This window comes from Pseudomonas sp. M20 (assembly GCF_045037865.1).
GTDB lineage: Bacteria > Pseudomonadota > Gammaproteobacteria > Pseudomonadales > Pseudomonadaceae > Aquipseudomonas.
Window position 1 is genome coordinate 6,218,081 of the sequence record NZ_CP173611.1, and the last position, 11,530, is coordinate 6,229,610.

General features: G+C 59.9%; 9 protein-coding genes. 4 read left to right on the forward strand and 5 right to left on the reverse strand.

What is annotated here, in order from left to right:
* Window positions 1–110: 110 nt before the first annotated feature.
* Genes ACI514_RS27680 through ACI514_RS27690 form a run of 3 tightly spaced genes read left to right on the forward strand, consistent with a single transcriptional unit; the run spans window position 111 to window position 3,094 of the window.
* Complete coding sequence (locus ACI514_RS27680) at window positions 111–2,234, forward strand: putative bifunctional diguanylate cyclase/phosphodiesterase (RefSeq protein ID WP_405122732.1); 2,124 nt, start codon at window positions 111–113, stop codon at window positions 2,232–2,234.
* Window positions 2,235–2,278: 44 nt separating this feature from the next.
* Window positions 2,279–2,773, forward strand: coding sequence for a M48 family metallopeptidase (locus ACI514_RS27685; protein WP_405122733.1), 495 nt, complete (start codon window positions 2,279–2,281; stop codon window positions 2,771–2,773).
* Window positions 2,774–2,797: 24 nt separating this feature from the next.
* Window positions 2,798–3,094, forward strand: a complete 297-nt coding sequence (locus ACI514_RS27690) for a helix-turn-helix domain-containing protein (protein WP_007913779.1) — start codon at window positions 2,798–2,800, stop codon at window positions 3,092–3,094.
* Between the two features lie 184 nt (window positions 3,095–3,278).
* Here ACI514_RS27690 and ACI514_RS27695 read toward each other — a convergent pair whose 3' ends face one another.
* The gene (locus tag ACI514_RS27695; RefSeq protein WP_034153611.1) at window positions 3,279–3,731 is read right to left on the reverse strand and encodes a GNAT family N-acetyltransferase; all 453 of its coding nucleotides are present in this window, start codon (window positions 3,729–3,731) and stop codon (window positions 3,279–3,281) included.
* Window positions 3,732–3,986: 255 nt separating this feature from the next.
* Here ACI514_RS27695 and ACI514_RS27700 point away from each other — a divergent pair, with 255 nt between their 5' ends.
* On the forward strand, window positions 3,987–4,724 hold the full coding sequence (locus ACI514_RS27700) for an ABC transporter substrate-binding protein (RefSeq protein ID WP_160059724.1): 738 nt from the start codon (window positions 3,987–3,989) through the stop codon (window positions 4,722–4,724).
* Between the two features lie 90 nt (window positions 4,725–4,814).
* Here ACI514_RS27700 and yccS read toward each other — a convergent pair whose 3' ends face one another.
* From yccS to mdtD, 4 genes are all read right to left on the reverse strand, one after another.
* Window positions 4,815–7,007: a YccS family putative transporter gene (yccS, locus tag ACI514_RS27705; protein WP_405122734.1), complete on the reverse strand. Its 2,193-nt coding sequence runs from the start codon at window positions 7,005–7,007 to the stop codon at window positions 4,815–4,817.
* A gap of 230 nt (window positions 7,008–7,237) precedes the next feature.
* Window positions 7,238–8,416, reverse strand: coding sequence for an NAD(P)/FAD-dependent oxidoreductase (locus ACI514_RS27710; RefSeq protein ID WP_160059722.1), 1,179 nt, complete (start codon window positions 8,414–8,416; stop codon window positions 7,238–7,240).
* Window positions 8,417–8,547: 131 nt separating this feature from the next.
* A complete protein-coding gene (gene dbpA, locus ACI514_RS27715; protein ID WP_008085781.1) occupies window positions 8,548–9,933 on the reverse strand; it encodes an ATP-dependent RNA helicase DbpA in 1,386 nt (461 codons plus the stop codon).
* 80 nt (window positions 9,934–10,013) lie between these two features.
* The gene (gene mdtD, locus ACI514_RS27720; protein ID WP_405122735.1) at window positions 10,014–11,441 is read right to left on the reverse strand and encodes a multidrug transporter subunit MdtD; all 1,428 of its coding nucleotides are present in this window, start codon (window positions 11,439–11,441) and stop codon (window positions 10,014–10,016) included.
* Window positions 11,442–11,530: the final 89 nt, after the last annotated feature.

Below are 11,530 nucleotides of genomic sequence, written 5' to 3' on the forward strand. Positions count from 1 at the left end.
GATGGCCTGATGACAGCTTCTGCTTTCTTGGATCCAGTACTAGAGTGAAGGCTCAGTATGTGTGCGGTTTTTACCGGAAACCGACCGAAAGTCCCGACAAGAGAAGCAGCATGGAATGCGCGCAACCCCCGCCAAGTGAAGGCAGCTCTGTCCTTTTGATCGTTGATGATTACCCTGAAAATCTGATCAGCATGCGCGCGTTGCTGCAGCGTCAGGATTGGCACGTCCTCACTGCGGCTTCCGGCTTCGAAGCGCTCAATATTTTGCTCTCGCATGACGTCGACCTGGTGCTGCTGGATGTGCAGATGCCGGGCATGGACGGCTTTGAGGTGGCGCGGCTGATGCGCGGCAGCCAGCGCACGCGCCTGACGCCGATCATCTTTCTGACCGCCAATGAACAGTCCCAGGACGCCGTGATCAAGGGCTACGCCAGTGGCGCGGTGGATTACCTGTTCAAGCCGTTCGACCCGCAGATCCTCAAACCCAAGGTGCAGGCGTTGCTGGAACACCAGCGCAATCGCCGCGCCTTGCAGCGCCTGAGTCATGACCTGGAAGTGGCGCGCGCCTTCAATGCCTCGGTGCTGGATAACGCCGCCGAGGGGATATTGGTGGTGGGCGAGGACGGTTTGATCCGCTTTGCCAACCCGGCGATTTCGCGGTTGCTGAATGCGCCGGTGAAGGAGTTGGAAGGTAAAGAATTTCTCGATTATCTGCAGAAGCCGCACATTCCGCTGTGGGCTGATTCCGAGTTTTATGCCGGCTACAAGCGTGGCGAAACATTAAGACTGCACGACGCCTTGCTGCGCACCGCGCCCGGCCAGCAGGTGCCGGTGGCCCTGTCCTGCGCGGCGTTGCCCGCCGAGCAGCACGCAATGGTGGTGACTGTGCTGGACATGTCGGTGGTGCGTCACTTGCACCAGCAGCTCGAATTTCAAGCGGTCACCGATCCACTGACCGGTTTGCTCAACCGTCGCGGCTTTTACCAGACCGTTGAAAACTTGCTGTTGCGTGGTGATCGCAGTGATAGCAGTTGGGTGTTGCTGTATCTGGATCTTGATGGCTTCAAACGGGTCAACGATTCACTCGGTCATGATGCCGGCGATCGGGTGTTGCGTTGGGTCTCCGAGCAATTGAAAGCCTGTCTGCGGCCGTTCGACATTCTCGCGCGCATGGGCGGCGACGAATTCACCGCGTTGCTCGATCTGGAATTCCCCGAGCAAGCGGCGAAGATTGCCGAGAAACTCATTGAGCGGGTGTCGATCTGTCAGCAGATCGAAGGGCTGGACATCGCCCTCGGCGCCAGCATCGGCATCGCCACTTATCCGGATTGCGGCTCCAACCTCGACGGACTGCTGCGCGCATCGGACATCGCCATGTACGAAGCCAAGCGCGCCGGGCGTCAGCAATATCGTTTCTATGATCATGAAATGAACGGCCGGGCCCGTTCGCGGCTGATGCTCGAGGAAAGCGTGCGGGCCGCCATCGAGAACCGCGATTTCAATCTGGTGTATCAGCCGCAAGTGGCCATCGACACTGGCCAGATTCGCGGTTTCGAAGCGTTGTTGCGTTGGCAGCATCCGAGTGTCGGCGATGTGCCGCCGGGTTTGTTCCTGCCGCTGCTGGAAGAGGCGCGGCTGATCAGCCGCCTCGGCAGCTGGATTTATCATCGCGGCGCCGGTCAGCGCAAAGCCTGGGAAACTCTGTTTGCCGAGGATCTGGTGCTCGGCGTGAGTTTGAGCAACACCCAGTTCAGCCTGCCGAATCTGGTCACCGAATTGCGCCAGGTCATGGAGCGACATGCCTTGCAACCCCGGCAACTGGAGGTCGAGGTCACCGAAGAAGCACTGATGCAAAACCCTGACGAAACCCGCAAACAGCTGCGTTTGCTGCGTCATCTCGGCGTGCGCGTTGCATTGGACGATTTTGGCTCCGGGCCGTGTTCGCTGGCACATTTGCGCGATCTGGAGCTCGATACGCTCAAGCTTGATCGCCATCTCATTGCGCGATTGCCTGACTCGAAACGCGACGCCTCACTGGTCAGCACGGTGATCAGTCTGTGCAAACAATACGGCTTGCTGGTGATCGCCGAAGGTGTCGAAACCATTGAGCAATACCAATGGCTGCAAGCCCACGGCTGTGAATATGTGCAGGGCTTCCTCGTCGCGCGGCCATTGATCGCCGAGGATGCGGCCAGCTTCGCCGAACCGTTTGACTGGAGCGCGCTGCCCGGTTGAATTCGCTACACTGGCGCACCTTTTTCGAACCGTGTCGCTCGTCCATGACTGTGTTGAAGTACCTCCAGGCCTATCCCGCGCAATTGCAGGACCAGGTGCGCCAACTGATCGCCGAAGAGCGTCTGGGTGAATACCTGAATCAACGCTATTCAGGGCGGCACGATGTGCAGAGCGACAAAGCCTTGTACAGCTACGCGCTGGACTTGAAGCAGGAATACCTGCGCAACGCGCCGGCCATCGACAAGGTGCTGTTTGATAACCGCCTCGACCTGACCCACCGCGCCCTCGGTCTGCACACCACGGTTTCACGGGTGCAGGGCGGCAAGCTCAAGGCCAAGAAAGAGATTCGTATCGCCTCGTTGTTCAAGGAGGCCGCGCCGGACTTTCTGAAAATGATCGTCGTGCATGAACTGGCGCACTTCAAGGAATCGGATCACAACAAGGCGTTCTATAAATTGTGTGAGCACATGCTGCCGGGGTATCACCAGATCGAGTTTGATCTGCGCGTGTACCTGACGTGGCGGGATCTGCAGGCTTAACCGTACGCAACCAGGAAGGTGGGGATGGACGTCAGCAAGACCAAAAGCAGTTTCTACCGCCGCTTGTATGTGGCGTACCTGATCGACAGCGGTCTGGCGCCGAGTGTGCCGACGCTGACCGAAGTGACCGGCATGCCCCGGCGCACGGCGCAGGACACGATTGCGGCGTTGGCGGATCTGGATATCGTTTGTGAGTTCGAGCAGGAAGAGGGCGCGCGCAATCACGCCGGGCGCTATCGGATTCGCGAGTGGGGGGCGATTGACCGCGGGTGGATCGAGCGTAATTTGCGGCAGATCAAGGCAGTGCTTGAGTATCCCTAAATGCCCTCACCCCAGCCCTCTCCCGGAGGGAGAGGGGGCCGATTGGGGGATATTGGAGAGGTACGCCGAACTGAAAGTGTTGCTGTGAATCCATAATCGACTCGGTTTTTCAGGTCGATGTCTGCCGCAAGACGATAAGGTCAGTCCCCTCTCCCTCCGGGAGAGGGCTAGGGTGAGGGGCTTTTCAGGCACGACGCATCCCGATATGCGGAATGTCATCCTCCAGATACTCCTCACCCGCCACAACAAACCCGTACCGACCGTAATACCCCTGCAAATGCGCCTGCGCCGACAGATAGATCGGCACTTGCGGCCAATGCTTCTCGGCCTGCTTCAGCGCCTGCTCCATCATCTCGTGACCCAGCCCTTTGCCGCGTCCCTGTGGTGCGGTAATCACGCGGCCGATCACCACGTCTCCGCCCTGGGATTCCGGATCCAGCAGGCGCAGGTACGCCATCAACTGGTCATCTTCCCAACCCATCAGGTGATAGGTATCGCCTTCCAGATCCTGACCGTCGAGGTCCGGATAAGCGCATTTCTGTTCAACCACGAACACGTCCGAGCGCAGCTTCAACAGCGCGTACAGCTGTTCCTTGCCCAGATCACTGTGATGTTTGCAGACCCATTCGATTGTCATTTGCCGATTCCTTGAACGTGTCGCCCGATACTAAGCGCCTGCGGCAAAGATGTCTTTATGGCGTAAGAGTCTGTGACAAAGGTCAAAATGCCATCATTCCTTTCTCGCAGCCTCGGCGACTTTGTGTAATCTGCTGGAGAGCCCTGTGCACTGGCTGCAATGAGCTAATGTTAGGGCCTGGGTTTTGCCGGTAAGGGGCCTTGGGGTTTTGACTGAAAACATGCTGGGCAACTCGCCCGCTAAGGATTTTCAAGCATGCCGCGTTTGCATCGAGCCTTTGCTTTGACCGGACTGCTCTTGCTGGCTCAGACCGCTGCAGCGGACAAGCTGCGGCTGGTGTTTGATATCTGGCCACCCTTTACCGACGACACGCTGGTCAACGGCGGACTGGCCACCGACATCGTCACAACTGCGCTGGCCCGGTCCGGTTATGCCAGCGGTTACGAGCAGGTACCTTGGGCACGGGCACTGCTTGGCGTTGGCGAGGGCCGCTACGATGTATTGGTCAACGCTTGGTACAACGACGAACGGACCAAGCTCGGCCAGTTTTCCGGTGAATACCTGCTCAACCGCATCCGCTTTCTCAAGCGCAAAGACACGCCACTTGATTATTCCAATCTGCAGCAACTGCACACTTATCCGATTGCGGTGGTGCGCGGCTACGCCTATTCGGCGCCGTTCGATGCCGACACGGCGTTGCAGAAAGTCCCTGTGCATAACTTCGCCATGGCCGTGCGCATGCTCGCGGCGGATCGGGTCAAGCTGACGCTGGAAGATGAGTATGTGGCGAAGTATTACCTGGCACGGGAATCCGCCAAGGTGCGCAATTCAGTGGAGTTTTTGCCCAAGCCGTTGAGTGAGAACAGCCTGCACATTCTGGTGAGCCTGAAGAATCCGCAGCATGAGCAGATTGTCGCGGGGTTTGATAAGGCGATTGCGGCGATGAAGGCGGATGGGAGTTATGACAAGTTGTTGAGGCAGCATGGGATGTGAGTTTCTGATCCCAGAGTTGTGTTGTTGCTGATGGCCTCTTCGCGTTCATAAATCCAGTGTGGGAGCGAGCCTGCTCGCGAAGACGTCCTGTCAGCCAGCGCTGACCTCACTGGTGTCCTTGATCAGATGCGCCGCCAACGTCCGCAACGGCCCCAACTGCCGGCAGATCAACGCCAGTTGCGTCTGCACCAACCGCTGGCCCTCATCAATCTCATCAGGCATCTGCTCCAGCTCATTGGCCAGCGCTTCTTCTTCATCACTCTGAATCGCCACCGGCTGCTTGTTGGCTAGCCCCTGGGCAATTTCGTCGATGCTCGTCGCCAGTTTCACTCCGGCGCCATCGATCAAATGCTCGCGCACATCAGCGGGTAACTGAGTTTCCCGATGCGCGCCCAACCCCGACAGATAACTCAACAACGTGTGCGACAACACCAGAAAGCGGAATCCGACATCCGCTTCCTTCCGGAAATGCCCTGGCTCCATGAGCATGTTCGCCAACGTCGTCGACAGCGCCGCATCGGCGTTGTGCGCGTTGCGTCGGGCCAGCCGATAGGCGAGGTCGTCACTTTTGCCGGCGGCGTACTGCTGCATGATCTGGCGCAGGTAGATGCTGTTGCAGGTCAGGGTGTTGGCCAGCACTTTGTTCAGGCGTCGGCCCTGCCAGTCCGGCAGGAACAGGAACACCGTCAGGCCGGCAATCAGGCTGCCCAGCAGCGTATCGAACAACCGTGGCAGGAACAGCCCGTAGCCGTCGCCGACCTGGTTGAAGCAGAACAGCACCATGATGGTTATCGCTGCCGTCGCCAAGGTGTAGCGGGTGGTGCGGTTGGTAAAGAACACCACGCCGGCGGCGATGGCAAAGCACGACTGCACCAACGGGCTCGGGAACAGATCGAACAGCGCCCACGCCACGGTCAGGCCAATGGCGGTGCCGAAGATCCGCTGACCGAGCTTGCGCCGGGTCGCGCCGTAGTTCGGCTGGCAGACGAACAGGGTGGTGAGGATGATCCAGTAACCCTGCGACGGGTGAATCAAATGCACCATGCCGTAGCCGATACTCAGCGCCAAGGGCAGGCGCAGGGCATGACGGAAGAGCAAAGAGGTCGGCGTCAGCTGCGTGCGCAAACGAATCCAGACGTCCTTGAGGTTGCGCGGCGAGCGGTCGAGCAGGCTGCTGTCGGTCGCATCGGCCAAGGCGTCGGGATTACTCGCGTCGCTGAGCAAACGGTCGAGGGTGCCGAGGTTGGCCGCCAGTGCGCGCAGTGAGCGCAGCAATCCGCGCCATGCCGGGTTGCTCTGGATGCGCAGATGTTCGAGGGAGGCGTCGAGGTCGCTCAGGGCTTCGGCGAAACTCGCATCATAAATAAATGGCTGGCGCATCTGGATCGATTCGGCCAGAGCGCGGCAGGCCTTGCCTTGCTGGCGCAACAGGCGTTGGCAGCGGAACAGCACGTCGCTGTGGAAGAACGCTTCGGCCAGCGCGTTGTACGGATAGTGCGAGGAGCTGGCGCGTTCGTGGATGTCTTGAGCGAGGAAGTACAGCTTCAGATAGCGGCTGACTTTCGAACCGGGACGGCCGTTGCCGACGCGGTGCAGGATGATTTCCTTGGCACTGTTCAGCGCTGCCACCACGCGACCGTTTTGTTGGGCCAGCTCCAGGCGCCGCGCTTCGACGTCCATCTGCCGGATCGGCTCGAACAGCGAGGATTTCAGCTTCAGGTAAAAGCCCAGTTCACGGAACAAGCGCGCCAGACTCTGCTGCACCGGCTGGTTGGAAAACAGCGCCTGCCACACCACCGAGAGCAAGCCGTACCACGCCGCACCGGCGACCAGCAGCATCGGTTCGTGCCAGAAATCGGTGACCGCACCGCCGCGCTGATCAACGCCGATCATCGTGTACACCGACAGAATCAACGTCGCCGAGGCAATCGCCCCATAACGCTCGCCGAGCGCACCGAGCATGGTCAGGCCGAAACTCGCCAGCGCCAAAGCAATGGCAAACACGATGGGGTAGGGGAAGAGCAATTCCACCGACAGCGCGGCGATGCTGAAACACACCAGCGTTACGGCAAGGGCGTTGAGGCGGCCCTGCCAACTGTCGTCGGTTTCGGCCAGGGCGCTGGCGATAATCCCCAGGAACAACGGGATCAGCAGGCCCATTTCATCCTGATACCAACACAGCGCCATGCTGCCGGTCAGGGCGATGAACACCCGCACGCTGTAGCTGAATTTATCCAGCGCCCACAGGCGCCGCAAAGACTGACGAAACGAGGTCGAGGACATGAAGTGCGAAGGCCTTCCGAGGCGATGCCGCTAAATTGAGCCAGTAATGACGCCGACGCAATGGCGCCGATCACATCTGACAGCAAAAAGTGTTCCTTACTGCATCACACATAACAACTGTAGGAGTGAGCCTGCTCGCGATAGCGGTGTGTCAGCCAATGCATTCATCGACTGATTCACCGCTATCGCGAGCAGGCTCACTCCTACAGGGTTTTGTATTTGGCCTTCAGTTAAGCGTACTGCGCGGCAGCGTAACCGGAGGCCCAGGCCCACTGGAAGTTGAAGCCGCCCAGGTGGCCGGTGACATCGAGCACTTCACCGATAAAGTACAGGCCCGGGCTTTTCAGCGATTCCATGGTTTTCGACGACACTTCGCGGGTGTCGACGCCGCCGAGGGTCACTTCGGCCGTGCGATAACCTTCAGTCCCCGCCGGCACGACTTTCCAGCTGCCCAGCTTCTCGGCGATCTCCGCCAGTTCGGCGTGGGTGTACTGCTTCATCGGCTTAGACACAAACCAGTTGTCCGCCAGCAGATTGGCCATCTTCTTGGTGAAAATCTCACCCAGCAGAGTTTTCAATTCACTGTTCGGACGCTCGGCCACTTGCTGTTGCAGCCAGCTCGCCGCGTCATGATCCGGCAGCAGGTTGATCTCCACCGTGTCGCCGGATTCCCAGAACGAGGAAATCTGCAAAATCGCCGGGCCACTGAGGCCACGGTGAGTGAACAGGATGTTCTCGCGAAAGCTCTGTTCGTTGCAGCTGACCAGACAATCCACCGACGTTCCGGACAGCTCGGTGCAGAGTTCCTTGAGCTGATCGGTGATGGTAAACGGTACCAGCCCGGCGCGGGTCGGCAGCAATTCGTGGCCGAACTGCTTGGCGACCTGATAACCGAAACCGGTGGCGCCCAGCGTCGGGATCGACAGACCGCCGGTGGCGATTACCAGCGACTGGCACTGAATCTGGCCGAGGGTGGTGTCGAGCAGGTAACCGCTCTCGACCTTCTCGATGGTCTGAATCGACGTGTCCAGATGCAGCTCGACGCCGGCCTGATCGCACTCGTTGAGGAGCATTTCGAGAATGTCGCTGGATTTGTTATCGCAGAACAGCTGGCCGAGTTTTTTTTCGTGGTACGGCACCGCGTGTTTGCCGACCATGCCGATGAAATCCCACTGTGTGTAGCGCGCCAGAGCGGATTTGCAGAAATGTGGGTTCTGCGAGAGGAAATTGCTCGGCTCGGTGTACATATTGGTGAAATTGCAGCGGCCACCGCCCGACATCAGGATTTTCTTGCCGGCCTTGTTCGCGTGGTCGAGCAGCAACACCTGACGCCCACGCCCGGCGGCGGTCAGTGCACACATCAACCCAGCGGCGCCAGCGCCAATGATCACGACTTCGGTAGAGCGCAAAACGGTGTCCTCACACAATGATCGTTCCCACGCTCTGCGTGGGAATGCCGCCATGGACGCTCTGCGTCCGTTGTTATGTGACGCGGAGCGTCACGGGATGCATTCCCACGCAGAGCGTGGGAACGATCAGGTCAGAGGATGCGGACGCGCAGCGAACGGCCCTTGATCTTGCCGTCGTTCAAACGCTGCAAGGCCTGCATGGCCACGGTGCGGTCAACGGCTACATAAGCCTGGAAGTCGAAAATCGCGATCTTGCCAACCTGTGCACCTGGAATACCGGCATCGCCAGTCAATGCACCCAGAATGTCACCCGGACGAACCTTGTCTTTACGGCCAGCACCGATGCACAGCGTAGTCATCGGCGGTTGCAGCGGGGCGAGACCCTGGGACTTGAGGTTATCGACCTGATCCCAGTTCAGCGGCGATTTCTGCAGTTGTTCGATGGCTTGCGCGCGGTGCGCTTCGCCCGGAGCAACCAGGCTGATCGCGATGCCTTTCTCGCCAGCACGACCGGTACGGCCAACACGGTGAATGTGGATTTCCGAATCACGCGCCAGTTCTACGTTGATCACCATGTCCAGCGCATCGATGTCCAGACCACGGGCGGCAACGTCGGTGGCAACCAGTACCGAAGTACTGCGGTTGGCGAACATCGCCAGCACCTGATCGCGATCACGCTGTTCCAGATCGCCGTGCAGGCCGACAGCGGAAATGCCTTTGGCAGTCAGGTGATCTACGGTTTCCTGAACCTGCTGCTTGGTGAAGCAGAACGCCACGCATGAAGCCGGGCGGAAGTGGTGCAGGACTTTGGTCACCACGCTCATGCGGTCTTCCGGGGAGATCTCGTAGAACCGCTGCTCGATCTGCGTGTCATCGTGGAACGCTTCGGCTTTCACCGTTTGCGGATCACGCATGAATTTCGACGCCAGTTGCTTGATGCCCACCGGGTAAGTCGCGGAGAACAGCAGGGTCTGACGACGCTCCGGGGTCTTGACGATGATGTCTTCGATGGCGTCGTAGAAACCCATGTCGAGCATGCGATCGGCTTCGTCGAGGATCAGCGTGTTCAGGCCATCGAGGACCAGTGAACCCTTGCGCAGGTGCTGCTGGATACGGCCCGGGGTGCCGACGATGATGTGCGCGCCGTGTTCCAGCGAAGCGATCTGCGGGCCGAACGACACGCCGCCGCACAGGGTCAGGACCTTGATGTTGTCTTCGGCACGGGCCAGACGACGGATTTCCTTGGCGACCTGGTCGGCCAGCTCACGGGTCGGGCAGATCACCAGTGCCTGGCAACCGAAGTAGCGCGGGTTGATCGGGTTCAGCAGGCCGATACCGAACGCGGCGGTCTTGCCGCTGCCGGTCTTGGCCTGGGCGATCAGGTCCATCCCCTTGAGGATCACCGGCAAGCTCTGCGCCTGGATCGGCGTCATCTGGGCATAACCGAGGGATTCGAGGTTAGCCAGCATGGCGGCGGACAGCGGCAGAGTATTAAAAGCGGTGGCGATGGTGGTCACGGGACTGGCCTGCAAAACAAAATGTCGCGCAGTGTAGCAGCCCCGTGCCACTTTCTTCGAAAGTTCTGGACGAACAGTGGTTAATGTTCGATGTGTTCTTCCGGGCGTTTGGCACGCCGACCGTCTTGTTTCGACAGTTGCGAGAAGATCGTCGCAGCGAGCATCGCCATGATGCCGACGGTGACGAAGGTCAGCTGGAACGCACCGAGCACGGTCTCCACGCCATCGTTACCGATCTCTGCGGTAAACCCGCCGAGCAACGCACCGGCGCACGCCACCCCCAGGCTCAACGATAATTGCGCCACCACCGAGAGCAAGCTGTTGCCGCTACTGGCGCTCGCATCGTCGAGGTCGATCAGGGTCACGGTGTTCATCGCGGTGAATTGCAGCGAGTTGATCGCGCCGAGAATCGCCAGCAGACACAACAGCAGCCAGTACGGCGTCTGCTCGCTGACCAGGCCCATGCTCGCCAGCATGATCCCCAGTGCCAAGGTGTTGCCGGTGAGGACGATGCGATAACCGAGCCGTTCGATCAGCGGCCGTGCGACCCACTTGGCGATCATCGCCGCCGCGGCCAGCGGCAGCATGCTCATCCCCGCCTGCGACGGTGAATAACCGAGCGCCACTTGCAACAGCAACGGCACCAGAAACGGCAGAGCACCGCTGCCCAAACGCGCGAAGAGGTTGCCGAGAATGCCGACGGCAAACGTCCGGGTCTTGAACAGCGACGGTGCGAACAGCGGGTTTTCGATGTGCCCGGCGCGCAACCAGTACGCGGCCAGACAGGCCATGCCGCCGAACAGCAGCAACATCACCCGCAGGTGCGGCAGGTGCAACTCGCCGAGGCCTTCCATGGCGATGGTGATCAGAATCATCGCCGCGCCGAACAGCAGGAAGCCGAGACTATCGAAGCGGGTGCGCTCGGTGCCGCGCAGGTCGGGAATGAACTTCCACACCGCGTAGCAACCGATCACGCCGACCGGCAGGTTGATCAGGAAGATCCAGTGCCACGTCAGGTATTCGACCATCCAGCCGCCCATGGTCGGGCCGATCAGCGGGCCGAGCAGGCCGGGGATGGTGATGAAGCCCATGATCCGCACCAGTTCGGATCGCGGATAGGCGCGCAGGACGACCAAACGCCCGACCGGCAGCATCAGTGCGCCGCCCAGGCCCTGAATGACACGGGCGCCTATCAGCATGCTCAGGCTGCTCGACAAGGCGCAGAGCAGTGAGCCGAAGCTGAACAGCAGGATCGCGCCGAAGAAGATTTTCTTGGTGCCGAAGCGATCGGCGATCCAGCCAGAGGCCGGGATCAGCAACGCCACGGTGAGCATGTAGGAGATCACTACACCTTGCATGCGCAACGGATCTTCGGCCAGATCGCGAGCCATGGCCGGCAGCGCGGTGTTAAGGATGGTCCCGTCGAGGGACTGCATGAAGAAAGCGATAGCGACGACCCACGGCAACCAGCGGGCGGTGATGGCGTCGAGAGGCGGGCGGTTGGGCATGGAACCTCTTGTCGTTGGAGTTAATACAAATCCAAGGTCGAGCACGGTCAGTGTGGGAGCGAGCCTGCTCGCGAAGAGGCCATTTCATT

What these genes read in the sequence shown, in the direction of transcription:
- ACI514_RS27680 (WP_405122732.1), top strand. Translation starts at nt 111, where the DNA reads ATGGAATGCGCGCAACCCCCGCCAAGTGAAGGCAGCTCTGTCCTTTTG.
- ACI514_RS27685 (WP_405122733.1), top strand. Translation starts at nt 2,279, where the DNA reads ATGACTGTGTTGAAGTACCTCCAGGCCTATCCCGCGCAATTGCAGGAC.
- ACI514_RS27690 (WP_007913779.1), top strand. Translation starts at nt 2,798, where the DNA reads ATGGACGTCAGCAAGACCAAAAGCAGTTTCTACCGCCGCTTGTATGTG.
- ACI514_RS27695 (WP_034153611.1), bottom strand. Translation starts at nt 3,731, where the DNA reads ATGACAATCGAATGGGTCTGCAAACATCACAGTGATCTGGGCAAGGAA.
- ACI514_RS27700 (WP_160059724.1), top strand. Translation starts at nt 3,987, where the DNA reads ATGCCGCGTTTGCATCGAGCCTTTGCTTTGACCGGACTGCTCTTGCTG.
- yccS (WP_405122734.1), bottom strand. Translation starts at nt 7,007, where the DNA reads ATGTCCTCGACCTCGTTTCGTCAGTCTTTGCGGCGCCTGTGGGCGCTG.
- mdtD (WP_405122735.1), bottom strand. Translation starts at nt 11,441, where the DNA reads ATGCCCAACCGCCCGCCTCTCGACGCCATCACCGCCCGCTGGTTGCCG.